This window comes from Flagellimonas taeanensis, assembly GCF_003584105.1.
Lineage (GTDB): Bacteria > Bacteroidota > Bacteroidia > Flavobacteriales > Flavobacteriaceae > Flagellimonas > Flagellimonas taeanensis.
The window spans coordinates 1-24,619 of the sequence record NZ_QXFO01000027.1; the positions used below are offsets into that span (position 1 = coordinate 1).

General features: G+C 46.2%; 23 protein-coding genes. 13 read left to right on the plus strand and 10 right to left on the minus strand.

Annotation, left to right across the window (positions count from 1 at the left end; all coding sequences use genetic code 11):
- Positions 1–395: Gfo/Idh/MocA family protein (locus tag D2V93_RS15170; RefSeq protein WP_147377383.1), on the minus strand; the 395-nt coding region annotated here is incomplete at its 3' end.
- Positions 396–411: 16 nt separating this feature from the next.
- Positions 412–1,200, minus strand: coding sequence for a 3-keto-disaccharide hydrolase (locus D2V93_RS15175; protein WP_119620005.1), 789 nt, complete (start codon positions 1,198–1,200; stop codon positions 412–414).
- 104 nt (positions 1,201–1,304) lie between these two features.
- On the opposite strand from D2V93_RS15175, the gene D2V93_RS15180 reads away from it, so the two are divergent.
- The 7 genes from D2V93_RS15180 (at position 1,305) to D2V93_RS15210 (ending at position 11,209) form a co-directional block, all read left to right on the plus strand.
- A complete protein-coding gene (locus D2V93_RS15180) occupies positions 1,305–4,439 on the plus strand; it encodes a VPS10 domain-containing protein (RefSeq protein WP_119620006.1) in 3,135 nt (1,044 codons plus the stop codon).
- Between the two features lie 98 nt (positions 4,440–4,537).
- Positions 4,538–5,086: a CopD family protein gene (locus tag D2V93_RS15185; RefSeq protein ID WP_119620007.1), complete on the plus strand. Its 549-nt coding sequence runs from the start codon at positions 4,538–4,540 to the stop codon at positions 5,084–5,086.
- Positions 5,087–5,258: 172 nt separating this feature from the next.
- A complete protein-coding gene (locus D2V93_RS15190) occupies positions 5,259–6,674 on the plus strand; it encodes a sensor histidine kinase (RefSeq protein WP_119620008.1) in 1,416 nt (471 codons plus the stop codon).
- Between the two features lie 44 nt (positions 6,675–6,718).
- Positions 6,719–7,501 (plus strand): enoyl-CoA hydratase-related protein, encoded by a 783-nt coding sequence (locus D2V93_RS15195; protein WP_072880534.1) that lies wholly within the window; start codon positions 6,719–6,721, stop codon positions 7,499–7,501.
- Between the two features lie 25 nt (positions 7,502–7,526).
- On the plus strand, positions 7,527–9,080 hold the full coding sequence (locus D2V93_RS15200; protein WP_119620009.1) for a hypothetical protein: 1,554 nt from the start codon (positions 7,527–7,529) through the stop codon (positions 9,078–9,080).
- Between the two features lie 292 nt (positions 9,081–9,372).
- On the plus strand, positions 9,373–9,990 hold the full coding sequence (locus D2V93_RS15205; protein WP_119620010.1) for a collagen-like protein: 618 nt from the start codon (positions 9,373–9,375) through the stop codon (positions 9,988–9,990).
- A gap of 145 nt (positions 9,991–10,135) precedes the next feature.
- The gene (locus tag D2V93_RS15210; protein WP_119620011.1) at positions 10,136–11,209 is read left to right on the plus strand and encodes a PA0069 family radical SAM protein; all 1,074 of its coding nucleotides are present in this window, start codon (positions 10,136–10,138) and stop codon (positions 11,207–11,209) included.
- A gap of 178 nt (positions 11,210–11,387) precedes the next feature.
- Here the strand turns inward: D2V93_RS15210 and D2V93_RS15215 are convergent, their stop codons facing one another.
- The 4 genes from D2V93_RS15215 to D2V93_RS15230 form a co-directional block, all read right to left on the minus strand.
- Positions 11,388–12,809 (minus strand): Gfo/Idh/MocA family protein, encoded by a 1,422-nt coding sequence (locus tag D2V93_RS15215; protein WP_119620012.1) that lies wholly within the window; start codon positions 12,807–12,809, stop codon positions 11,388–11,390.
- Positions 12,810–12,868: 59 nt separating this feature from the next.
- Positions 12,869–13,528, minus strand: a complete 660-nt coding sequence (locus D2V93_RS15220) for an HD domain-containing protein (protein ID WP_119620013.1) — start codon at positions 13,526–13,528, stop codon at positions 12,869–12,871.
- Complete coding sequence (locus D2V93_RS15225) at positions 13,525–14,262, minus strand: lysophospholipid acyltransferase family protein (RefSeq protein WP_119620014.1); 738 nt, start codon at positions 14,260–14,262, stop codon at positions 13,525–13,527. Before D2V93_RS15225 ends, D2V93_RS15220 begins: the two co-directional genes overlap by 4 nt.
- Positions 14,263–14,343: 81 nt before the next feature.
- Entirely contained in the window at positions 14,344–14,754 is a 411-nt protein-coding gene (locus D2V93_RS15230) for a BrxA/BrxB family bacilliredoxin (RefSeq protein ID WP_072880550.1), read from the minus strand.
- A 122-nt stretch (positions 14,755–14,876) separates the two neighbouring features.
- On the opposite strand from D2V93_RS15230, the gene D2V93_RS15235 reads away from it, so the two are divergent.
- From D2V93_RS15235 to D2V93_RS15250, 4 genes are all read left to right on the plus strand, one after another.
- Positions 14,877–15,602 carry a TerB family tellurite resistance protein gene (locus D2V93_RS15235; RefSeq protein WP_072880552.1) on the plus strand — a complete coding sequence of 242 codons (726 nt, stop codon included), beginning with the start codon at positions 14,877–14,879 and terminating at the stop codon, positions 15,600–15,602.
- 96 nt (positions 15,603–15,698) lie between these two features.
- Entirely contained in the window at positions 15,699–16,283 is a 585-nt protein-coding gene (locus D2V93_RS15240) for a HupE/UreJ family protein (protein WP_072880554.1), read from the plus strand.
- A gap of 88 nt (positions 16,284–16,371) precedes the next feature.
- Positions 16,372–16,809 (plus strand): deoxycytidylate deaminase, encoded by a 438-nt coding sequence (locus tag D2V93_RS15245; RefSeq protein ID WP_072880556.1) that lies wholly within the window; start codon positions 16,372–16,374, stop codon positions 16,807–16,809.
- A gap of 15 nt (positions 16,810–16,824) precedes the next feature.
- Complete coding sequence (locus D2V93_RS15250; RefSeq protein WP_119620015.1) at positions 16,825–18,453, plus strand: S41 family peptidase; 1,629 nt, start codon at positions 16,825–16,827, stop codon at positions 18,451–18,453.
- Between the two features lies 1 nt (position 18,454).
- Here the strand turns inward: D2V93_RS15250 and D2V93_RS15255 are convergent, their stop codons facing one another.
- Together D2V93_RS15255 and D2V93_RS15260 are read right to left on the minus strand one after the other, a co-directional pair.
- Positions 18,455–18,661: a hypothetical protein gene (locus D2V93_RS15255; RefSeq protein WP_072880560.1), complete on the minus strand. Its 207-nt coding sequence runs from the start codon at positions 18,659–18,661 to the stop codon at positions 18,455–18,457.
- Positions 18,662–18,670: 9 nt separating this feature from the next.
- A complete protein-coding gene (locus D2V93_RS15260; protein WP_072881030.1) occupies positions 18,671–19,255 on the minus strand; it encodes a MarC family protein in 585 nt (194 codons plus the stop codon).
- 124 nt (positions 19,256–19,379) lie between these two features.
- On the opposite strand from D2V93_RS15260, the gene D2V93_RS15265 reads away from it, so the two are divergent.
- Positions 19,380–19,952 carry a DUF3109 family protein gene (locus D2V93_RS15265; protein WP_119620016.1) on the plus strand — a complete coding sequence of 191 codons (573 nt, stop codon included), beginning with the start codon at positions 19,380–19,382 and terminating at the stop codon, positions 19,950–19,952.
- Here the strand turns inward: D2V93_RS15265 and D2V93_RS15270 are convergent.
- Complete coding sequence (locus D2V93_RS15270) at positions 19,942–21,786, minus strand: tetratricopeptide repeat protein (protein ID WP_245978254.1); 1,845 nt, start codon at positions 21,784–21,786, stop codon at positions 19,942–19,944. The genes D2V93_RS15265 and D2V93_RS15270 overlap by 11 nt on opposite strands.
- 138 nt (positions 21,787–21,924) lie before the next feature.
- A complete protein-coding gene (locus D2V93_RS15275) occupies positions 21,925–22,659 on the minus strand; it encodes a LytR/AlgR family response regulator transcription factor (RefSeq protein ID WP_072880564.1) in 735 nt (244 codons plus the stop codon).
- 895 nt (positions 22,660–23,554) lie between these two features.
- Between D2V93_RS15275 and D2V93_RS15285 the strand changes: the two genes are divergently transcribed.
- Complete coding sequence (locus D2V93_RS15285) at positions 23,555–24,541, plus strand: ribonucleotide-diphosphate reductase subunit beta (protein ID WP_072880568.1); 987 nt, start codon at positions 23,555–23,557, stop codon at positions 24,539–24,541.
- Positions 24,542–24,619 lie beyond the last annotated feature (78 nt).

Here is a 24,619-nt window from a genome sequence, read left to right on the forward strand (position 1 = left end):
TAGTGGGTCAATGGTTTTTGACAGTACACAGGTTTGTTCATGTTCATCGCCATCAACGAAGCTGGCGCATGGGTATGGTCCGGTGTGGAAACGATCACGGCATCGATTTCGTCGCCCATTTCCTCCAACATGGCACGGTAATCAAAAAACACACGGGCACCGGGGTGCATTTTGTGTGCTGTGGACAGGTTGATGGCATCCACATCGCAGAGGGCGACCACCTCGACCGAGGCATGCGATGAAATCGCCTTGAGATCCTCCATCCCCATATTGCCCACGCCAATGTGGGCCGTTCGTAACTTTTCTTTTGGGAAACCTGCTTTTAAAATAGAAGGTGCCAACATGATCCCTAGGGCTCCCACACTGCTTTTTTTGATGAATTCTCTTTTGTTCATGGTTAGGTATTGGAGGTTATAGTTTCTTGATTTTTATGTTTCTGAACCAAATGGGGCTCGAATGGTCTTGCAAAGCGATGTAGCCCGTTTTGAATTTTCCGTAATCGGGGGCATTGTCCCATTTCCCCGAGGCCTTCTTGGCGTTCCATTCCTCGGACCACGGCACGAACTCCAACAGTTTCTTGCCATTGAGCCAGTGCTCCACCTTTTCGGGGGTGAACACGATCTTGGAAGAATTCCATTCCCCTACCGGGTTCAACTGTTTCTGGGATTCGTCCGCCACGTGCATGGCATAGTCCGCCCCTGTCCTCTGCCAGTCCTGGAGCAGCTCGGGGTGCTCGGCACCAAATTGCGAGTTGTACCCTGTCAGATCATGTATCCTGGCATAGTTCTCGTCATCGATGATCTGATATTCCGGGGCCACCACGGGGGGGCCGTCATAGCCTTCCTTCACATGGTAGAAAATGCCACTGTTGGCCCCTTCGGGGATCTTCCATTCCAGATAGAGCTCGAAATTGTCGAACTCCTCGGCACCATATATGATGTCCTTTCCACCGGTATAGTCCTGTTCCATGCCCAGTTCGGTGTCGAAGGTCAGGATGCTGTCCCTGATGGTCCATCCGGGGGGCAGGGAGTCCATGTTGTATCCTCTCCAACCTTCCAGACTGGTACCGTCAAAAAGATGGACCCATTCGGCTTTCTTCTCTTCAGGTTGGGCGGTTGTTGTTTCTTCTGTTTGTTTCGTTTGGTTTTTACAGGCCACAAGGAGGATGGATAGCAAGGCGAGCCTGAACAAATTTTGCATAGTACTAAGGTTTTTTATCTGGAGGGTTAAAGTACAAAATATTGCCAAACTTTTTTTGTGCCTTTTTCATTACATTTAAGCCTGACTAACTCAACACTTTACTAATGAAGACTTGCTTTTTCAAAATCGGTATGCTGATGCTTGCCGTGATTTTCTGCAGTACATCTATTCATTCCCAGAGAAAAAAGAACAGCCAAGCGGCCCCAGAGTACCCTAAGGACCTCTATTCCAGTTTGGAGTATCGATTGATAGGTCCTTTCCGAGGCGGACGTTCTGCAGCAGTCACTGGAGTACCGGGAGAACCCAACTTGTTTTATTTCGGTGCAACTGGCGGGGGTGTATGGAAAACAACTGATGGTGGCCGTAGTTGGGAGAATATTTCCGATGGTTATTTTGGTGGGAGCATTGGGGCAGTCGAGGTGGCCAAAAGCGACCCCAATGTTATATATGTGGGCGGAGGTGAAAAAACGGTACGCGGGAACGTCTCTTCCGGTTATGGGGTCTGGAAGACCGAAGATGCTGGCAAAACATGGAAGTCTGTTGGGTTGGAAAACACTAGGCACATCCCAAGGTTGCGAGTCCACCCCACAAATCATAATATCGTGTATGCTGCGGTCATGGGCGATATCTACAAACCGACCAAGGACAGGGGGATCTATAAAAGCATGGATGGCGGAGCATCTTGGAAACAGGTCCTTTTTGTGAACGATCAGGCAGGGGCAGTAGATTTGACCTTCGACCCCAACAACCCTCGGATCTTATATGCATCCACATGGAGGGTACAGCGCACCCCGTACAGTCTGAGTAGTGGTGGCGATGGTTCGGCTCTTTGGAAAAGCACGGACAGTGGTGAAACTTGGACCGAGATTTCAAAAAACGAAGGCTTCCCGAAAGATACGTTGGGGATTATCGGAGTGACCGTTTCCCCCCAAAACAGTGACAGGGTCTGGGCCATTGTGGAGAACAAGGAAAAGGGAGGGCTTTATCGTTCGGACGATGGAGGAAAAAAATGGACATTGATCAATGGTGACCGTAGCCTACGGCAACGGGCATGGTATTATACCAGGGTGTATGCGGATGCTGAGGATGTGGACAAGGTCTATGTGCTCAATGTAAGCTATCACAGGAGTACGGATGGTGGAAAGACCTTTGAGTCGTTCAATGCGCCACATGGGGACCACCACGATCTTTGGATAGCCCCGGAAAATTCCCAACGCATGATCATTGGTGACGATGGTGGGGCCCAGATCAGTTATGATGGCGGCGAAACGTGGAGCACCTATTACAACCAACCCACCGCCCAGTTTTATCGGGTGACTACCGACAATGCTTTTCCATACCGCATCTATGTGGCACAACAGGACAACTCTACCTTGCGGATCAATTATAGAAGCGATGACAATTCCATTGGGGAAGATGATTGGGAGGAAACCGCAGGAGGGGAATCGGCCCATATCGCTGTTGATCCTGCGAACAATGACATTGTGTATGGCGGAAGCTATGGCGGATTCCTGACCCGCGTCAACCATAAGAACAAGACCGTTAGGGGCATCAATGTCTGGCCAGATAACCCTATGGGTTATGGTGCTGAAGGCATGAAATATCGATTCCAATGGAACTTCCCCATTATTTTCAGCAAACATGATCCCAAAAAACTATACACTTTCTCCAATCATGTGCACATGACCACCAACGAAGGACAAAGTTGGGAACTGCTCAGTGGGGATTTGACACGGAATGATCCTGCAAAACTAGTGTCCAGCGGAGGACCTATCACCCAAGATAACACTAGTGTGGAATACTATTGCACCATTTTTGCCGCCAATGAAAGCCCGTTGAAGGAAGGATTGCTTTGGGTGGGCAGTGACGACGGACTCATCCATGTGACCAAGGACGGGGGCAAGACATGGGAAAATGTCACTCCACCGAACATGCCCGAGTGGAACATGATCAACAGTATAGAACCATCCGCTTTTGATGAGGGGACTTGCTATGTAGCGGCCACCCGATACAAATTGGGGGATTTTGCCCCTTACCTTTACAAGACCACCGACTACGGGAAAACGTGGGCCAAGATCACCAATGGTATCGAAGCCGAACATTTTACCCGTGTGGTCCGTGAAGACCCCAAAAGAAAGGGATTGCTCTATGCCGGAACCGAGACCGGGATGTATATTTCGTTCAATGATGGCCAAAACTGGGAAAAATTCCAGTTGAACCTGCCCATTGTGCCTATCACGGACCTGACCATCAAGGATGACAACTTGATCGTGGCCACCCAAGGAAGAAGCCTTTGGGTGATTGATGACCTTACCGTATTGCACCAGTTGAACGATGCGAAGAAATCCGCCAATGCCATCCTATATCATCCCAAGGACAGCTATCGAACCAAGGGCAATGCAGCAAGAAGGCCTTCCAAGACTGAAGGACAAAACCTCGCCAATGGGGTGATCACCCACTTCTACCTAAAGGATATTGCAGAAAAGGACAGTATCTCCCTCACGTATACCCAAATGAACGGGGATACCTTGGCTTCCTTTAGCAATTATGCTAAAGAAAAGGACAAGAAATTGGAAGTGAAAAAAGGAGGTAACACGCATGTTTGGGACACTAGGGGCAAAGGGGCCGAAAGGTTACAGGGCATGATCCTTTGGTGGGCCAATCTGAATGGTGCAAAAGCAGTTCCCGGAACATACAAGGTACATTTGAACGTTAACGGGGAAGAACAATCCCAAGAATTCAAGATCTTGCCCGATCCAAGGTCGGAGGCCAGTCTGGCAGAAATGCAGGAACAGTACGATTTCATCACCGATGTGAACGAAACAGTGGACAGGGCGCACCAATCCATCAAAAAGATCAGGAGCATCAATGGCAAACTGGACGAGTTCGTAAAGCAATATAAGGACAACGAAGCTACCAAGGCCTTGGTTGAAAAGGCCAAAAAAATGAAGGAAGGGTTTGGAGAAATTGAAAAAGCACTGTACCAGACGAAGAACCAAAGTAATCAAGACCCTTTGAACTTCCCGATCAGGCTCACCAATAAGCTGGGCCACTTGAACAGTTTGGTGGCGTTGGACGATTTTCCACCCACCGAGCAGGACATTGCGGTAAAAAATGAACTCTCCGCCAAAATAAAAGAACAGTTGACCGCTTTTGATGCATTGGTGGACAAAGAGATAGCGGCATTCAATGAGGAGTTCAACAACTTGAAACTGAACTACCTGTCTGTAGAGGAATAAAGAAGTAAAGGGAAAAAGAGTAAAGGGTAGGGGAAAAGATAGTTTTATATCTGCAACTTACCCTTTACCTTTGATTCCTATTACATTGGGCCCAACTAATGGAAATCTATAACTACATCAAATCGCTCCACTTGATCTTTGTGGTCACATGGTTTGCGGGACTGTTCTATATCCCACGGCTTTTCATATACCATATTGAGGCATGGCAAAAACCATCACCCGACAAAGATATCCTCACTGACCAGCTCAAGTTGATGACCAAGCGATTGTGGTACATCATCACATGGCCTTCTGCCATTCTGTGTACCCTTTTTGCCATTTGGCTGTTAGTTTTGATGCCCGGTTGGCTGCAACAATCATGGATGCATGTGAAGCTGGCCTTTGTGGCATTGCTCTTCATTTACCATTTCAAGTGTCACCAGATATTCAAGCAACTGCAGCGAGACGAGGTGAAATACACGTCAAAGTTCATGCGTATTTGGAACGAGGGGGCCACCCTTATCCTTTTTGCCGTAGTTTTTTTGGTCATTTTGAAGAGTGCCTTCAATTGGATCTATGGGGTCATCGGCATTTTCGTACTGGCCATACTGCTCATGTTGGGCATTCGACTGTACAAGCGCATCCGGGACAAAAATCCAAATGCCTAGAAAAAGTTCAAGTACCAAGTTCAAAATGGGGAGATCCAAATTTAGTTGAACTTGAGTTTGTCACTTGAAACTTGATCTTGAGCTTCATTTGGCTTGATAATTGTTTAAATTTATCGCAAATCAGCCAAGTTTGTTCAAGAAGCTATCCTTACGGTCCCGGATTTTTTTCGCCATGATCATGCTGGTGGTCATTGCTTCCATATTGATAGTTGCCGTCACCATTTATCAATATAGGGAAGAAGGAAAGGACTACCACAACGATAGGTTGGAGCGGAAGGAAGAACAGGTGTTACAGAGTATATCCTACACCTTGAAAGAGACTACCTATCCAATTACCACCGAAAACCTGGGCCATATTTTTAGGGAAGAGATCTATAAGATTGCGGACGTACAGAATGTCAACTTCAATATTTATGACCTCGAGGGCAACCTCATCAAAAGTTCACGTCCCAGCTTTGAAGAAGACTCCATAGCCAATTGTTTGGATGCAAAGATCCTGAATTACCTTCGTGATAGCGGAGACAAGAGATATGTTGAGGAAAAGCGGGCCGCTGGGGATAATTATCAGGCGACATATTCCTACATCAATGACCCCAAGTTCAAGCCCATCGGTATCATGAACCTTCCCTATTTTGAGGACAACACGTTCAACAACAAGGAACTACGGGAATTCCTTTTCAGGTTGGGCGGGGTGTACTTATTGATGTTGATTTCGGCCATAGTGCTGGCCTATTTCATTTCAAAATACATCACAAGGTCGCTCCAGACCATATCCGATAAAATGTATAGGACCAACTTGACCCGTAGGAACGAGAAGATCTATCTGGAAAACCCCGGTGAAGAAATCGGAAAACTAGTGGATTCCTATAACAGAATGATCGATGAATTGGAAGAGAGTGCCGTGAAATTGGCACGTAGCGAAAGGGAACAGGCCTGGCGGGAAATGGCCAAACAGGTGGCGCATGAGATCAAGAACCCCTTGACCCCATTGCGGCTTACCGTTCAGAGTTTTGAGCGCAAGTTCGACCCCAACGACCCCGACATCCTAAAGAAGGTAAAGGAGTTTTCCAAGACCTTGGTGCAGCAGATAGACACCATGAGCAACATTGCCACGGCCTTCTCCAGTTTTGCCGATATGCCCGCACAGCAGAACGAGACCCTGAATGTGGTGAAGATCGTGAAACTGGCACTGGAGATTTTCAATGAGGATTACATCCACTTTATTGCAGATGAGGAAGAGATCATTGCCAAACTGGACCGGACCCAGCTCATCAGGGTCATCACCAACTTGGTGAAAAATGCCATACAGGCCGTTCCCGAAGTCGAATCGCCCCGCATATTGGTCACAGTGGCCACTGAAGGGAAGTACGTGAAAATCTCTGTTGCCGACAATGGAGTGGGCATTCCAGATGGTCTGAGGTACAGGGTCTTTGAGCCTAAATTTACCACAAAATCAAGCGGCACAGGCCTTGGCCTGGGGATGGTCAAGAATATTGTGGAAAACTATAAGGGAACCATTACCTTTACTTCAAAAGAAGGCAAGGGAACGGTCTTTACCATCAAATTCCCCAAACAACAGCGAAAATAAACTCGAGAACCGGTCCGCGATGGACCATTTCTTAAAGGAAATATATGGACTACGAAAACATCTACATCGAAGAAGAAGGAAATTTGGCCATTATCACCATCAATAGGCCAAAAAAATTGAATGCACTCAATCGAAGGACCATTGAGGAACTCCATGTTGCTTTTAAGGAGCTGGACGAGGACAGGGATGTCAAGGCCATCATCATCACGGGCAGTGGCGAAAAGGCCTTTGTGGCCGGTGCTGATATTTCGGAGTTTGCCCACTTTTCGGTGAAGGAAGGCCGTCAATTGTCCGCCATGGGACAGAAAAACCTGTTCGACCTTGTGGAGAACCTGTCCACACCCGTTATAGCAGCCATAAACGGATTTGCGCTCGGCGGTGGCTTGGAACTCGCCATGGCCAGCCATTTCAGGGTGGCCAGTAGCAATGCAAGAATGGGGCTTCCCGAGGTATCTTTGGGAGTGATCCCAGGTTATGGGGGTACACAGCGTCTACCACAACTCATCGGCAAGGGCAGGGCTATGGAACTCATCATGACCGCCGGGATGATCGATGCGGACAAGGCTTTTGCTTTTGGACTGGTCAACCATGTAGTGTCACAGGAAGAACTTTTGCCCCTTTGTGTTAAAATAGCGGGCAGGATATCGAAAAATTCCGCTGTGGCCATCAAGCATGCAATAAAAGCGGTAAATGCTGGTTTTAGGTATGACGCCGATGGCTATGCCGTGGAGATAGATGCCTTTGGCCATTGTTTTGGCACCGACGATTTCAAGGAAGGTACATCCGCTTTTTTGGAAAAGCGTCAGGCAGATTTCCCCGGATCATGACCGTTGGCCCCAACTAAGCCAAACCATGACCAGAAACCAACTTTTTCTATTTTGCTTTGCGTTGTTCGCTATGGTGACCGTAGCACAAAAAATGCCAGTCACCTATGATTTCGGAGAAAAATACAACGATCGATATCGGTATTCCAACCTGATGACCATTGACGGGGATGGGACAGGGGGCTATATTTTGGTCCGGGCCTATTACCAAGGACTGATCTTGAGGCCAAAGGGATATCTTATTGAACATTATAATAGTGATCTGCAGTTGGTCAATGAGTACAACTATAAACTCAAGGACCAGGAATTTGTGGAAGGGTTCTTCAAAAATGGACAGTTGAACCTATTGTTCCTCAATTATAACGGAGCGAAAGGGCAATACGAATATTGGGTGCATACCAGTCCCATCATCGATTTTAATTTTAGCACAAAACAGTTGCTTTCCATTGCATCCGAACAGGTCAATGACCCTGTGGGCAAAAATTTTTATAACCGGAATTTTTCCAGTGGATTTTCCACCGCTATTCTTTTCAATGAGAAAAAAACAGGGTTCATCATAAGTACCCACCACAAAAAGGGAAAGGACAACAAGCACATCATCCATTTGTTCGATACTGCCCTGAACAAAAAGTTTGCGCATGATTTTTCCGAAGAGATAGAGGAAAAGAACTATGCCTTTGAGAACGTGTCCATCACTCCAGATATGCAAACGGCCTACATTATTGGAAAGGCCTATTTTAAAAAGAACCGTTTTCAGGTGGATGAGCGAAAGTTCCAGTATGAGCTTGTGAAAGTATCCCAAAATGGGAGCCAGACCCAATCTTTTGTGGATCCTGGCAAATACCCTGAAGGGCTTTACCCCATCATCTTAAAAGACAAACTTGTCTGCGTCGGTTTTTATGCCGATCGAAAGGACAATCGCTACAACGGCATCGCTTATTTTGATGTGGACCCCTCCACCCTCGATATCCGAACCAATAAGTACAATGCATTTTCGGAACAGTTCATGGATGACAAGTTTGGCCGCGAAGGGGACAAGGTCGTAAAGAATTTGGTGTTCAAAGGAGTAGAGATTGCCCAGAACAATGAAATTTTCTTCAATGCAGAGGAGTATTTTGTCACTTCCGGTCTGGAGGTCACTGGAGCGGGACAAAGGGTAAAGATTGAGCGCTACCACCACAACGACATCGTGAGTGTGAAACTGGGAGCAGATGGGAATATGGAGTGGGCACGCAATATCAATAAAACCGAGGTGACACAAGGTGATGGGGCGTATGCATCCTATAGTTCGTATTGCAAGGATGGCAAAACCTACTTTTTTATCTGTACCGCGGCAGAAAACCCACAACTTATCAACAACGAGCGCCTCATCTTCAAACAAGGTCTCAGCCGAAACCGCAATGTGTTCTTGATTTCTTTGGATGAAAATGGGACGATGGACTATGAAAAGATCATAGACCAGCAAGAGGCCAGATTGCCTCTTATGGTTTCCAAACCCTTGAAAGACGAAGCGGATAGCAATATGCTCTTCTACGCCAAGAGAGGCGGAAAAAAACAGTTGGTGAAGGTAGGCTTCAATTAAGGATTCTATGTTATTTTGTTATTGATACTTAATGCTCAATTCAGGGTGTTTAGTGTTTGAACATGAACTTGTGCTTATCACTAATTGGCTACAAACTGCCCATTGATTTCCGCATTCCCTCCTTTTTCAACCTTAGTTTTTTAAAATTTAAGAAAGAATATCCTTACAAACTTTTTCATCCGTCAATTCCAAAGGCATACAGGTCAATTTGCATTGGGCATCCGTTAGTTAGGCCCAATTCCTAAAAGACACTGAGGTACTTTTGGTTGGTATAACCTTTCAAATTGATTTTATGAAAACAGTTAAGTTGTTCAGTATGGCTATGCTCTGTATGGCAATGGTTTTGGTATCCTGTTCTGGTGAGGATGGGGAACAGGGCCCTCAGGGACCAGCTGGGGCACAGGGACCGGCTGGAGCGGATGGTAAGGATGGAATTGATGGACAGAACGGGACCCACGGAGCGGATGGTGTGGACGGGAATGCCAATGTGCAATCAGTCAAAATAAACATGGACGCATGGAATGGAGGAGAAATTTTTGAGTTTGACATGCCGATTGAAGCTCAAATGAGACCCAATTATGCTTTTCTTTTTTATTTGGAATATTTAATAGAAGGTGAAGTTGCAATGCATTCGGTGCCTGGGGCCCCTATATTTGGTGTATTTACAACAGATGTGAGTTTCTTGGCCAATTCCGATGTAAGCCCCAATGGCATTATTGTGTTCAAGGATTACCAAGGGGCTAGTTTTAATGTGCCTCCAGGTTTTTACCTCAACTTTGTCATTATTGCTATTGAGATAAATACCATGCAAGGCAAAGACGACAGTGTAGATATTATGACCAAACTTAAGGCCGCAGGAGTGGACACCAACGATTATAATGCTGTGGTAGCCTATTTTGGTCTGGATTGAAAAAGGAAATTACCCCTTTGGGGCACATCCCAACCATTAAGCGGAAAGCCGGACATTGTCCGGCTTTTATTTTCTGAATGAGTTTTAACAACTCAGAAATTCAAAAATAGGAAATAATCCATAAATTTGGAATAAATCCTATTTTATGACTTCCGATGATTTCCTAAAAGGCAGGGGCGCACAAAAAAACACCCCCAACCAGTTTTTGCAGCATGTGTACGAGATGCGGGCAGACTTTTTGGAATTTTGTAGGATAGAGGGCGAGGAAGCGGAAAGCAACAAGACTCAATACATCCCAATTTTCCCAAAGACCATCGTGAACAAGGTGGACAGCCCAGATGTGGGGATGATGTTCTCCATGAACCCATACCAAGGCTGCGAACATGGCTGCATCTATTGCTATGCAAGAAATGCCCACGAATATTGGGGATATAGTGCCGGATTGGATTTTGAACGAAAGATCTTGGTAAAGAAATCAGCTCCGAAACTGTTGGAGGCCAAGATAAAACACAAAAATTGGAAGGCGCAGACCATCGTTATGTCTGGCAACACGGATTGTTACCAGCCTGCCGAGCAACAATTTGGGATTACCCGAAAATGTTTGGAGGTATTCTTGAAATACAGGCATCCTGTGGGCATCATCACTAAAAACGCCTTGGTATTGCGGGACCTGGATGTGCTAAAAGAGCTCAATGCCCATAGGTTGATAGCCGTGAACATATCCGTCACTTCACTTTCCGAGGCAACCAGAAGAAAACTGGAACCACGGACGGCATCCATCCAAAAAAGATTGAAGACCATCCAAGTCCTGTCAGAGAACAATATCCCTGTGAATGCCATGTTGGCCCCCATGATACCTGGCATCAATAGCCATGAATTGCTGTCATTGGCAAAAGCGGTTTCGGAGCATGGAGCACTTTCTTTTGGGTTTACGGTGGTCCGGCTAAATGGAGCGATTGGACAGATCTTCACCGATTGGATAAAGAAGGCCATGCCAGATAGGGCAGAAAAAGTGCTCCACCAGATTCAAGATTGTCATGGCGGTACCTTGAATGACAGTCGGTTTGGACTTAGGAACAGGGGTGAGGGCAAGATAGCTTCCCAAATACACGATATGGCGCGATTGGCTCGTCAAAAATATTTCAAGGGCAAAGAGTTCCCGATCTTGGACAAGGAGCTCCATGAGCAATACAAGGATGGTCAGATGAGGCTGTTCTGAAGGAAAATGGCAATGAACAAATTCCAAAAAACAAAAAGGCTGTCCTAAAAAAGATTAAATTGTCATTTTGAGCACAGTCGAAAAATCTCAATTGCACTGTAATCAGACATTTGAACTTTAAGGAGATTCTTCACTTCATTCAGAATGACACTTTTAGGACAGCCTCTTAAGTTTTAATCTAGAGCTCCCACCCTTTTCGATACTCGCGGGTCACCCATTCATTGGCTTTGTCATAGTTGGTGATCTTCATGTTCTCTCCATCCCAGAGTAGTTTCCTTCTACCAGGGGAGTCGAAAGGATCCCAGTCCGTTGGGGTTTTTCCAGGCTTCAATTCCTTGTATTGATAGGCTTTTACGGCCAAGTTCCCCATAAGTACGGTTTCTGTCAACCTACCAGCCTTATCAAAGTTGGACGAAGTGGTCGCACCATTCAGGCAACCATCAACAAAGTTGGCAATGTGTCCGTCCATACCTCCGGGTATTCTCGGGTATTTTGGGGCGGGTGATTTGTAAAGGTCCATCATATCGGAAGGTAGCAAACGGGCATTTCTGGAATAGGTGTCGCAAATCAAAGTACCCTTATCGCCATACATAATAGTACCCCCACCGGTATCGCCAATGGTTTCTCCATCCTTCAGTTCATCCGGCAGATCTGGCTTAAGGCCCCCATCATACCAGTTCAGGGCGATGTCTCCGTGCTCTTCATGCTCAAATTTCAAGTGGATTTTGGATGATGGAGGGCAGGAATGGCTATAATCGGCTTCCACAAAATCATCTACCCAAACCGTAGTGCAACTGGCTTCTGCTTCGGTGGGATACCCAAGGTCCAGCACACTGAAAGGGGTCTCCATGATGTGGCAGCCCATATCGCCCAACGCACCTGTTCCAAAATCCCAGAACCCTCTCCATTTGAAGGGAAGATAAGCATCGTTGTAATCTCTCATGGCTGCTGGGCCCAACCAAAGGTCCCAATCCAGTTCCTTGGGGATGCGGTCTTTTTGGGTAGGCGTGGGAACGCCTTGCGGCCACACTGGGCGGTTGGTCCAGCAATCAATGGTATGTATTTTCCCGATGACTCCCGACTCCACCCACTCACGGGCGATACGGCTGTCATCGCTGGAAGCTCCTTGGTTGCCCATTTGGGTCACAATACCTTTCTCTTTGGCCACTTGGGTCATCATACGGGCCTCATGGATGTTATGGGTCAATGGTTTTTCAACATAGGCATGTTTTTTCTCCCGCATAAACGGAAGGGCTATGGTGGCATGCGTATGGTCTGGGGTTGCGACCATTATGGCATCGATATCTTTCAATTGCTCATCATAGACCTTTCTGAAGTCTTTATATCGCTTTACGTTCGGAAAAAGTTCGTAGGTAGGTTTTGCCCTTCTGTCGTCCACATCACAGAAGGAGACAAATTTGACGCGACCAGTGTCGTGTAGTCCCCTCACCACGGCATTTCCTCTGCCGCCGACACCAAAACCGGCAACATATAGGGTATCACTTGGCGGAACATGCATTTTGCCCAAGACATGGCTGGGTACAATGGAAAATGCGGCCGAAGCAGCCGCGGCATTTTTTAGGAACTTTCTTCTTTGCATTTTGTTTAGTTTGATTAAATGTCCATCACAAGATACAAAAAAGTGCAGGAGAAGGAATATTATTCTTTTCCATTCCACTCGTTATAAAATCGCTCCAGATAGTCCAGCATGAACAGGTGCCGCTCTTGGGCCATTTTTTTTCCGGTCTCGGTGTTCATGCCTTCTTTCAGCAATAAAAGCTTCTCATAAAAATGGTTGATGGTAGGCGCTTTGGAAGCCTTGTATTCCTCCTTGGTCATGTTGAGGTTGGGAGGGATACTCGGGTCGTAGAGCGCCCTGTTCTTGAACCCACCATAGTTGAAGGCCCTGGCAATGCCAATGGCGCCCATGGCGTCCAATCGGTCCGCATCTTGCACGATTTCCAGTTCTTTGGAGGTGAATTCTTCCCCATCCCCATCAAGACTATTTTTGAAGGACATGTGTTGAATGATTTTTACCACATGCTCGATGGTATTTTTGTTGACGCCTTCGGCTTCCAGAAAACTACACGCCATTTTGGGGCCAAGGGATTCATCGCCCTGATGGAACTTGGGGTCTGCAATGTCATGTAAAAGTGCTGCCAATTGCACGGTCAGTGCATCTGCACTTTCTTGTTTCAAAAGCATTTGGGAAGTGTTGAACACCCGTTCAATATGGAACCAATCGTGTCCGCCTTCGGCATCATGGAGCGTTTCCTTGACAAATTGGATGGTTTTTTCCAGGAGATGGTCGTTGTTCATTTGGAAGGATGTATTCCGGATACGATCTGTGCTTCGGCCCGGGCAATGAGTTCTTCGGCATTTCCCTTGTTCTCAAAGGGTTCATGTACTTGGAATTGGACATGGGAACCCAGCCCCATCGGGAATTTTCCATAACGGAGCAATTTCCATGAATTGTTGATGCTGATGGGAACGATCAAGGCCGAGGGAGCTTGCTTCATCAATACCTTGAGCCCGGTGGTCCTGAAAGGTTTTGGATCTCCTGTGCGACTGCGGGTGCCCTCGGGGAATATGACCGCACTGCGTTGGTGCGTTTCAATATACTTTCCCAATTTTTGGAGCTCAGCGATGGATTGTTTGGGGTCTTTCCTGTCAATCAGTGCCGAGCCGCCATGCCTTAGGTTGAAGGACACACTCGGGATACCCTTGCCCAGCTCTATTTTGCTCACAAATTTGGGATGATGTTTCCGCATGTACCAGATGATGGGGGGGATGTCATACATGCTCTGGTGGTTGGTGACGATGATCAGGGGCCTGTCAGTCGGTATCTTATGCAGATTTTCAAACCTATAGCGTGTCCCTAGTACATTGGTGCACCGCATAATGAACCAATTCAGCACCGATACGCTCCTTTTGTGTGCATCGTATCCGAACACCTTGAGGCAAAACCATTGGATGGGATGAAAAACGACCAGTACCAAACCAAAAAAAAGGAAGAAAAGAACGGTCAGGGGATAGGATAGCAATTTTATCACGGCAAAAACTTACATATAGTTAATCGTAAAAATAAAAAAACCACCCTTTAGGGTGGCATCTAATTTAAGTCATGGAAGGAATCAACAAAACTCGTTGTAGGCTTCCATCAAATTTTCGGCAATGAGTTCCGCTGGTCTTCCCTCAATGTGGTGCCTTTCTATCATGTGCACCAATTCACCATCCCTGAAAAGGGCCATACTGGGTGAAGATGGGGGGAAAGGGACCATGTGGTTTCTTGCAGTGTTCACCGCTTCGGTGTCCACTCCGGCAAAAACGGTCACCAAGTGGTCCGGTTTCTTACTGTTCTGTAAGCTCAATTTGGCAGCTGGACGTGCATTTGCAGCGGCACAACCACAAACGGAATTCACCACGACAAGGGTGGTGCCTTCCTTCTTGAGGGCGTTTTCAACGGACTCACTAGTATATAGTTCTTCAAACCCGGCCATGGCCAAGTCTGCTCGCATGGGTTTAACCAATTCTTCGGGATACATAGGCTTCATTTTTATTAAAATACAAAGATACGGCTTTGTCGGGTTTTTTTCATCACCCTTAACATAGCTTAAGACTTTGTTTCTTCGTTAAAGCCCTATATTTGGGCTTTAAAATTTGTAGGATGGTCAAATGGGTGGCCGCCGTTCTCGGCTTTTTTTTGTTTCGGTTTCCAGGGGCTGTGCTGGGCTTTTTTTTGGGAAGCCTTATGGACAGTCTTGGAAGTTCTGGTAGTAGTGCCAAAAATTTTACCCGACAGACGGTCTCCCCCGCTGATTTTGAGCTGAATCTGCTTTCCCTCTGTTCCATTATCATCAAGGCCGATGGGCAGGTCAGCCAAAGGGAGCTCGACTATGTGCGGCAGTATTTTTTGAGCACCTATGGCAAGGAGAAGGCCAATGCCATTTTTAGGACGTTCAACGAGGTCATCAAAAAAAGGGAGATATCGGCACAGCGCATTTGCTCCTATTTGGCACAGCGTACCCGTTATGAGGTCCGGTTACAGTTGCTGCACTTTCTGTTCGGGATAGCACAGGCCGATGGACAGGTGAGCCAGGCCGAAATCAACAAATTGAGGGAGATTGCAGGTTATCTGAAAGTGGGCCAATACGATTTTGAGAGCATCATGGCAATGTTCATCAGGTCCGCCGACAACGCCTATAAGATTTTGGAAGTGAACAAGGATGCCACGGACGAGGAGATAAAGAAGGCCTATAGGAATATGGCCAAAAAATACCATCCCGATCGTGTGGTGACGGAAGACGAGGCTATCAAGAAGGGGGCAGAGGAGAAGTTCAAAGAGGTGCAGAAGGCCTATGAGACCATACAAAAAGAACGGGGAATCTCGTAAATTTAGTTAGGAGTTAGGAGTTAGGAGTTAGGAGTTAGGAGTTGGTGGATTGTGTGTTTCAATTAAAACCATACGCTGACCATAAACAACAATACCATGCAAGATTTTATATTTTATATCAAACTGGGGCTGAACCATGTGTTGGATTTTGGGGCTTATGACCATATCCTCTTCCTATCGGCATTGGCAGTGCCCTTTACGTTCAAGTATTGGAAACGGGTATTGATTCTGGCCACAGTGTTCACCATCACCCACTGTATTTCCTTGGCGGTTTCTGTTTATGAGGTCATTACTGTGGATGTGGGCCTCATAGAGTTTTTGATTCCCGTGACTATCTTGCTGACCGCCCTTTTCAACTTCACCTACGTGTTCAAGGAGGCCATGGATGTTGGTCTTTTCCTGCACATTTTGGCCACCTCCTTCTTTGGGTTGGTCCATGGGTTTGGGTTTTCCAACTATTTTAAAATGTTGATGGCCGAAGAGGAGGACAAGATTACCCCATTGCTGGGTTTTGCAACGGGAATAGAGCTTTCGCAGGTGACCATCATTTTGGTTGTCCTTGCCATTGCTTATGTAATGTTGGACTTATTGAAGATCAAAAGACGCATTTTTATAATGGTGGCCTCCATTTTGATCATAGCCATCACAATACCGCTGCTCATTGCCACGTTTCCCATATAAGGCCCCGTTAAATTTAACCGAATAAGGTTGTAAGGGTCTTCCAAAGCAGGTATATTTATTTCAGCATCAGCATTTTTGATATTGACCTATGAAGGAGAGCAAACAAGAAAAATATGACAAAGCCTACTTGCGGATGGCCCAGGAATGGGGAAAACTCTCCTATTGTAAAAGAAGACAGGTGGGGGCCATCATTGTCAAGGACCGCATGATCATATCCGATGGATACAACGGGACACCCACCGGTTTTGAAAACATCTGCGAGGATGATGAAGGATATACCAAATGGTATGTGTTGCATGCCGAAGCGAATGCCATACTCAAGGTAGCTTCCTCCACCCAGTCCTGTGAAGGGGCCACATTGTACATCACGTTGTCCCCATGCAGGGAATGCAGTAAACTGGTGCACCAGTCTGGCATAAAACGTGTGGTGTACCAACAGGCGTATAAAGATGATTCCGGGTTGAAATTCCTGGAGAAGGCCGGTGTGGAGATCCTGCATTTGCCCGTTGTGGAGGAAATGGTTTGAACCTCAATTGCTATTATGAAAAAGATCAAAGGTTATTTATGGCCAACATTGCTTGCTCTTGCAGTGGCTATCGGTATATTTATTGGGGGGAAGCTCCATTTCAATGACTCGCCCGAAAAACTGTTCTCCACCAATTCCAAAAAGGACAAGCTCAACCGCCTCATCGACTATATCGACTATGAATATGTAGATGAAATCGACACGGACAGCATCGTGGATGTTACCGTGAACAATATTCTGGGCAAGTTGGACCCCCATTCCGTCTATATCCCAAAGAGTGAGATGAAAGAGGTCTCCGAGAACATGAAGGGGGATTTTGCGGGCATTGGAGTGAGTTTTTACATGTTCCGGGACACCATCACCGTGATCAGGACCATAAAGAACGGTCCAAGTTACATCAGTGGCATCAGACCGGGTGACCGTATTTTGATGGCCGACAAGGATACCCTGTTCGGGAGAAGGATCCCCAACGACGATGTGGTCGCTACCTTAAAAGGTAAAGTAGGCACTAAGGTAAACCTTAAGGTGTACAGGAAATCGGAAAACAAGATGATGGATGTGTCGGTTACCCGAGATCGGGTGCCGATCAGGAGCGTGGACGGGTATTATATGCTCACCAAGGACATTGGCTACATCAAGATCAACCGCTTTGCCGAATCCACATTTGGAGAGTTCAAGGATGCCCTAAAAAAATTAAAACTTAGGGGTGCCGAAAAACTGGTCTTGGATTTAAGGGACAATCCCGGGGGATATTTGGGCATAGCCGAAAAACTGGCCGATGAATTTTTGAGCGAGGACAAGCTCATCCTTTTTACCAAGAACAAAAAGGGACGCATCAAAAAGGCCTTTGCCACCGATAAGGGGGATTTTGAGGACAAACCGGTGTACGTGCTGATCAATGAGCGTTCGGCGTCGGCCAGTGAGATCATTGCCGGGGCATTGCAGGACAACGATATAGGGACCATAGTGGGCAGACGTTCCTTTGGAAAGGGATTGGTGCAGCGGGAAATGGACCTCGGCGACGGCTCTGCGGTTCGTCTCACTGTTTCCAGATATTACACGCCTACGGGACGTTCCATCCAAAGATCCTACAAGGATGGCAACCGCGACTATTACCACAAGTTCATGGAGCGCTACAGTAGTGGAGAGCTTATTTCAGCGGACAGCATCAAAGTGGCGGATTCGCTACGATTTGTGACCCCCAAGGGAAAAGTGGTATACGGTGGCGGCGGTATTATCCCTGATGTCTTTGTGCCCATTGGAAGTAATGAGGAAGAGGCCATTGAAAGCATGGACGACACCTATCAGTTCTTTTCACGGTTTGTTTTTGAGCATTTGGAAGAAGATCGGACCCGATACTCGGGATACGACCATAACCAATTTTTGGACGAGTTCACTGTGGACGATATCCTTTTTGACCAGTTCATCCAATTCGTTTTGGACAGAAAGGTGAAACTGGACTTTTATGCCTACGAGGAAAAAATAAAAGCCTATTTGAAAGCCAATATTGCGGAGCAGCTCTTTTCACCCAATCTTTCCGCACAGATCAAGGGTGATTTTGATGCCATGCTGATGAAGATCAAGGAATTGGATGCCGAAGCCTTTGAAAAATCACAGGTTGGCGCGGTAAACCTCAACCGTTGAATCAATCCCTGTTCTTGAGCTTGTTCTCCACCTTTTTGGAGGTAATGTAGATCAACAGTAGCACTACGGCACACAAAGAGGCCATGATGCCAATGAGCGCAATGGTACTATCGCCTTGGAAAGGTTCTTCAAAATCCACCAAGGTCACATTGTACGCAATGAGGCCCAAGGCCAAAATAATGAGGATCACACTGAATGTTCTGTTCATGACAAATCTTTAAAGCCCATGCTCAAAGAGCTGGTTGATATTGGTGGCAAACAATTTTACGGCAATGGCCAATAGCACCACTCCAAACACCTTTCGGATGATGCTCAGCCCGTTCTTTCCCAATACTCGTTCAATCTTGGCACTGGACTTAAGAACCATATACACAAAGATAACGTTTAGAACGATGGCAACGATAATGTTCTCCACATGATATTCTGCTCGCAACGACAAAAGGGAGGTCATGGTGCCGGCCCCGGCAATAAGGGGGAAGGCAATGGGAACGATGGAGGCGGTCTCTGGTTCATCGTCCCTGTAGAGCGTGATGCCCAATATCATTTCAATGGCCAGGAAAAAGATGATGAACGATCCTGCGACCGCAAAGGAATTCACGTCTATCCCGATCAGGGAAAGGATCCTTTCCCCAACGAACAGGAAGGCGACCATGATGCAGGCAGCCACAATGGATGCCTTTTCGGATTGGATATGGCCCACCTTGTTTCGCAACGAGATGATGATAGGGATACTTCCCAAGATGTCTATCACGGCGAACAAGATCATTCCAGCAGTTGCTATCTCCTTAAAATTGAAATTCATGGCGCTATTTTTTTCGGACTGCAAATTTACGTGTAAAAAAACCTTTTGGACCATATAAAAAGGTTTCGAAAACGTCAAATTTTAGGTTTTGGACTACCTTTGTCCCAAAAGCGATAAGCCCATTATGTTCCAGATAGGAAAAACCATTGTATCCGAAGAGATATTGGAGAACGACTTCGTCTGTAACCTGAACGCCTGCAAGGGAGCTTGCTGTGTTGGGGGGGAGTATGGTGCGCCATTGGAAGATTCGGAAACTGACAAGCTCGTCAATATTTTTGAAGAGGTGAGGCCCTTTTTGAGACCTGAGGGCATCAAGGCCATTGAGGAGCAAGGTGCCTTTGTGGAAGGGGAGGACGGTGAGTGGGAAACCCCTTTGGTGAACAACAATGAGTGTGCCTATGTCATCTTCTCGGATGCAGGAGTGGCCAAATGCGGCATAGAGGCAGCCTATGAGGCCGGTGCCACGAAATGGAAAAAACCTGTTTCCTGCCATCTGTACCCCGTTCGGACACGTGAATATTCGGAATTTACGGCGGTCAACTACCACAAATGGGAAATATGCGACCCTGCTTGCAGCTTGGGGAAAGAATTGAAAGTGCCCATTTACAAATTTGTGAAGGATGCCCTGATACGAAAGTTTGGAAAGGCGTGGTACCGGGAGTTGGAAGAGGTAGCTGAGGGGAAACCTAAATCGTAGGGATGTCCAGCACCACTTTGGTGCCGTTCGGGACCCCGTTTTCATCGAATAGGTCCACTAAGGCCACCTCAAACTTGTTCTGGTAGTCCTTGGAAAAATTGGCCAAGCGCTCCTTGGTAATGTGGATGCCCACGGACTTTCTTTTCAACACTCTGTTTTCCTTGTTGGCCTCTGCGGCCAATCGGCCCACACCATTGTCGATAATCTCTATGGTCACATGTCCCTTGTCCCTCTTCCGTACATTGATGTGGATTTTTTTCTCACCATCCTTTGGGGAAAGTCCGTGCCATAGCGAGTTTTCAAGAAAGGGTTGCAAGGTCAGCGAAGGGATTTTGATGTTATCGATGAAAATATCCTTGTCCACATCGATTCTGAAGTCGATTTCATTGGAGAACCGTATGTTTTCAATGTTCATGTACAGTTCCACGGTCTCCAGTTCTTCCGCCAGGGAAATTTCCCTTTGCGAGGAGGCCTCCAGAATTTTTCGCACCAGTTTTGAAAACTTGTTCAGGTAGTGTACCGCATTTTTTTGCTCGTTGTTGATGATATACAACTTTATGGAATTCAAAGAGTTGAACAAAAAGTGTGGGTTCATTTGGCTGCGTAGCATTTTTTGCTCCAGCGTGAGCACCCTTTTCTCGTTCTTGCTCTGGTACTGACGGTACAGAATGTAGAGAATGGAGGAGATGAGCCCTACGATCAATGCGCTGACCAAGAGGGTGGTCTGGTTTTTTTTCAGCCGGAGGCGCACGATCTCATTTTCTTTGGCCAGCACAGAAATCTGGTTGTTCTTCTTTTCGGCCTCGTAACGGACGATGATGTCGTTCATGTACCTCAAGTTGGTGGCGCTGGAAATCTGTGCTTCATACTCATCTGCCTTCTTGTAGAACTCATAGGCCTTTTTGAAGTCGCCCCTGACACTTTCAAGCTCTGACAATTTTTGGTAGGCATAAAGGATACTGCTGGGCAGGTTATGGGTTTGGGCCATTCCAAGTCCTTCTTCGATGAATTCCCTTGCTTTTTCATAATTGCCCAATTTGGTATGGGCCCACCCCGTGTTGATGAATATCGATGGGGTGATGAAAAAGTCCCCGATCCTTTGTGAGGCCTCCAACAAAGGTTCTAATAGCACCAAAGCGGCATAAGGCATTTCTTGCTTGAGGTAGATCTGGGCAAGGCTGTTCTTGCAGATGATGCTTCCGTATTCCGAATTGATTTCCTCGTTGTAGGCAAGGGATTTACGGTAGTTTTCCAGAGCGGCTTCTAGGTCCCCTTTTTCTTCAAGACAGTGACCAATGTTTTGATGGTTGATGGCCAGCCCCAGTTTATTGCCAAGTTCCTCTTCCAATTTCAGTGCCCTTCGGAACTGCATGATGGCCAGATCGTACTGTTCCAGGGTTTGGTAGAGATTCCCGATGCCGTTCAGTGCCACATTGATGCTCCTTTTGATATGGTTGGAAGGATTTTCCACCGTTTCGGCCAATTCCAGGGCCCTTTGGTTATAGTCCAATGCTGTTTTTATGGCATCGGTCCTTCTATAGACCACCCCGAGCATATTCAGGCTGAGCACCCGGAGTTCCGTGTTGTTCGCCTCTTCGGAAGCGGCCAGTGCCTGTTCGTGCAGATCGGCCGCCTTTTTGTATTGGGAAATGTTTCGGTACTTGGACCCCAATTGGTTCAGGGCATAGGCCTGGCCTTCCGGATAGTTGTTTTCTTCGCTCAATCGAGCAAAATAGCGCAAGAGTGTAGTGTCGTTTTTCTCCGCTTCCAGATGTTCGTCCAAGGATTCGTAAGTCTTGGGCTGTAACTGGATAATGGCTTCGGCTTTTTCCACAAAGTCTGCAGGGACTTTTTGAGCTTTCGATACCTGGAATACGGAAAGGAACAATACAAATGCCAGAGTAGTTCTTTGTACTCGATGTAGGTTTTCGATTTGTTTGAACTTTATCTTAGGCACGTATATAAGGGAGGGTTACAGCATATCCAGAAAATCGGATTTTTTTTGCCGGGATACGGGAATTTTGTGATTGGACTCCAAAACCACATAACCATCGGTCTTCAAGAACTCCTTTATCTTATTGAGGTTGATGATGTATGAATTATGGATCCGGAAGAAACTGCTTTCTGGCAAGAGCGAGTTCACTTCCTTTAATTTTTTGGTGAGTAATATCTTCTGGCCATCCTTTAGAAAGATGGTGCTGTAGTTCCCGTCAGATTCGGCATAAAGAATCTCATCGCTGTTGAGGAAGACCAACTTGCCGTCCGTGTTGATGGTGATTTTCTTGCTGTGCGATTCCGCATTGAAATTCAAGAGGATCTTCTCCAGCCTGTTGACAGTCAGGTTCTTGGAATTGTACCTCTTTATTTTGGCAATGGTGATCTCTAGGTCGTCGGAGTCTATGGGTTTCAACAGATAGTCTATGGCCTCGTTCTTGAGGGCTTGTAGGGCATATTGGTTGTATGCAGTGGTGATGACCACTGGAAAATCTTTGTTCTTGAGGTTTTTGATGAACTGGAACCCATCCATCGCTGGCATTTCTATGTCCAGAAAAAGGCAGTCTGGGGTGTTGCGCTCCAGATACTCCAACGCCTCATGAGCATCGGTAAAAGACGCAACAATGTCCACTTCATCGCTCAAATTGGTCAGTTCCCAACTCAAACTCTGTAGGGCCTTTATTTCATCGTCCACAATTACGGCTTCTAGCATAGTACACGTATAGGTCTTACCAAATTTAGGATTATTCTCCATACACCGCTAAAATTATGTGCTAATGGATGTTTAACGCGTATAACTGGCATGAAATACCAAATTAGGGGGATTAAACCCTTTTTTTGGGGTGTAGACGTGGTTTTCTGGTTGATATGACACAGGACAAAAACCAGTTATACACAAAAAGGGACCGTTTATACATACTCTAAAGGGGACACATTTTTTGTTCTTTATCTTGGCGGTGTCAAAAAATGAATGATTGACGAAAAGCAACCAGTGATGAAAAAATGTGTAGTTCTTTTTGTGATTTTGATTGTTGCTTTGATCATTGCCGCAGTATCTGAACGTAAACCAGTGAAGATACAGACAGAATGGGACAAGGTCATTGCCAAAAAATGACAGTCTTGGCAAGACAACGCTCTTGAAAATATTGTATTACCAAACATATGTACGGCCGCAGCAATCAAACTCTTGATTATAGAAACCGCTTGCAAAAAAAAATCTCCGGGCGCCACGATCTGGATTTGGTTATAGGTTTCGGGGGAACTACCTATTTCAAATAAGGATCATAAAACGGTTGGACGGGGACAGGCCGTACCTTTGGTAATATGACAAGGGAGATATTTCTCCTTAAATAATACAAGACCAATCAGTATAGAATCCAATATACTTTTTGGTCTTTTTTTGTTGTGCCCCACAACGGAAAAAATCTTTCCACAAAGGCGTCTTTTCTGAACCCAAGAAACATCACTGGCCACCCAAGATTTCAACATTTGGTGTTAAAAACTTTGTCCCTGATTCAAATATGTGCCCTTTACATTCTAACAACATTTTTAAATCTTTGTTGACCTTTTGAACCCTTCCGAACTAAAAACTTTTATAACGAGCTATTATGTCCGCAGCAACAGAGCCCATATTGCAGGAAAACAAAGACAGATTTGTGATTTTCCCCATTCAGCACAATGACCTGTGGGAGTGGTACAAAAAATGTGAAGCCTGTTTTTGGACCGCGGAAGAAATAGACCTGCACCAGGACCTAACGGACTGGAACACCAAACTGAATGACGACGAGCGTTATTTCGTCAAACACATTTTGGCGTTTTTTGCAGCTTCGGACGGGATAGTGAACGAGAACCTTGCGGAAAACTTCGTGAACGAGGTGCAGTATTCCGAGGCTAAGTTCTTTTATGGCTTCCAGATCATGATGGAGAACATCCACTCAGAGACCTATTCCCTCCTGATCGACACCTATGTGAAGGACGAAAAGGAGAAAAACGTACTCTTCAATGCCATCGAGAACTTTCCGGCCATAAAGAAAAAAGCGGATTGGGCCCTCAAGTGGATTGAGTCGCCAAGCTTTGCCGAACGATTGATCGCCTTTGCGGCCGTAGAGGGGATTTTCTTCTCAGGCGCCTTCTGCTCCATCTTTTGGTTGAAAAAAAGAGGGTTGATGCCCGGGCTCACCTTTTCCAATGAGCTTATCTCCAGGGACGAGGGCATGCACTGCGATTATGCCGTACACTTGCACAACAAGCACTTGGTGAACAAGGTGCCAAAAGAACGCATCACCGAGATTATCGTGGATGCACTCAACATAGAAAGAGAGTTCATCACGGAATCGCTCCCCGTTAGCCTTATCGGGATGAACGCCAAATTGATGACCCAATACTTGGAGTTTGTCACGGACAGATTGTTGGTGGAACTGGAATGCGAGAAAGTATACAACGCCACCAATCCGTTCGATTTTATGGACATGATTTCACTCCAAGGTAAGACCAATTTCTTTGAAAAACGCGTATCCGAATACCAAAAAGCGGGCGTGTTGAACAAGGAAAGTGACTCCGATTCGCAGAAAATCAGTTTCGACGCGGACTTTTAAGGAACCGAAGAACCTTTGCCCACAAGAAAGCTCCTTTCTTGTGGGCCTTATAGGCCTTGATCTAAAAATGTTAATTTT

Coding starts and splice junctions, on each gene's coding strand:
- D2V93_RS15175 (WP_119620005.1), bottom strand. CDS start 1,200: ATGCAAAATTTGTTCAGGCTCGCCTTGCTATCCATCCTCCTTGTGGCC.
- D2V93_RS15180 (WP_119620006.1), top strand. CDS start 1,305: ATGAAGACTTGCTTTTTCAAAATCGGTATGCTGATGCTTGCCGTGATT.
- D2V93_RS15185 (WP_119620007.1), top strand. CDS start 4,538: ATGGAAATCTATAACTACATCAAATCGCTCCACTTGATCTTTGTGGTC.
- D2V93_RS15190 (WP_119620008.1), top strand. CDS start 5,259: ATGATCATGCTGGTGGTCATTGCTTCCATATTGATAGTTGCCGTCACC.
- D2V93_RS15195 (WP_072880534.1), top strand. CDS start 6,719: ATGGACTACGAAAACATCTACATCGAAGAAGAAGGAAATTTGGCCATT.
- D2V93_RS15200 (WP_119620009.1), top strand. CDS start 7,527: ATGACCAGAAACCAACTTTTTCTATTTTGCTTTGCGTTGTTCGCTATG.
- D2V93_RS15205 (WP_119620010.1), top strand. CDS start 9,373: ATGAAAACAGTTAAGTTGTTCAGTATGGCTATGCTCTGTATGGCAATG.
- D2V93_RS15210 (WP_119620011.1), top strand. CDS start 10,136: ATGACTTCCGATGATTTCCTAAAAGGCAGGGGCGCACAAAAAAACACC.
- D2V93_RS15215 (WP_119620012.1), bottom strand. CDS start 12,809: ATGCAAAGAAGAAAGTTCCTAAAAAATGCCGCGGCTGCTTCGGCCGCA.
- D2V93_RS15220 (WP_119620013.1), bottom strand. CDS start 13,528: ATGAACAACGACCATCTCCTGGAAAAAACCATCCAATTTGTCAAGGAA.
- D2V93_RS15230 (WP_072880550.1), bottom strand. CDS start 14,754: ATGTATCCCGAAGAATTGGTTAAACCCATGCGAGCAGACTTGGCCATG.
- D2V93_RS15235 (WP_072880552.1), top strand. CDS start 14,877: ATGGTCAAATGGGTGGCCGCCGTTCTCGGCTTTTTTTTGTTTCGGTTT.
- D2V93_RS15240 (WP_072880554.1), top strand. CDS start 15,699: ATGCAAGATTTTATATTTTATATCAAACTGGGGCTGAACCATGTGTTG.
- D2V93_RS15245 (WP_072880556.1), top strand. CDS start 16,372: ATGAAGGAGAGCAAACAAGAAAAATATGACAAAGCCTACTTGCGGATG.
- D2V93_RS15250 (WP_119620015.1), top strand. CDS start 16,825: ATGAAAAAGATCAAAGGTTATTTATGGCCAACATTGCTTGCTCTTGCA.
- D2V93_RS15255 (WP_072880560.1), bottom strand. CDS start 18,661: ATGAACAGAACATTCAGTGTGATCCTCATTATTTTGGCCTTGGGCCTC.
- D2V93_RS15260 (WP_072881030.1), bottom strand. CDS start 19,255: ATGAATTTCAATTTTAAGGAGATAGCAACTGCTGGAATGATCTTGTTC.
- D2V93_RS15265 (WP_119620016.1), top strand. CDS start 19,380: ATGTTCCAGATAGGAAAAACCATTGTATCCGAAGAGATATTGGAGAAC.
- D2V93_RS15275 (WP_072880564.1), bottom strand. CDS start 22,659: ATGCTAGAAGCCGTAATTGTGGACGATGAAATAAAGGCCCTACAGAGT.
- D2V93_RS15285 (WP_072880568.1), top strand. CDS start 23,555: ATGTCCGCAGCAACAGAGCCCATATTGCAGGAAAACAAAGACAGATTT.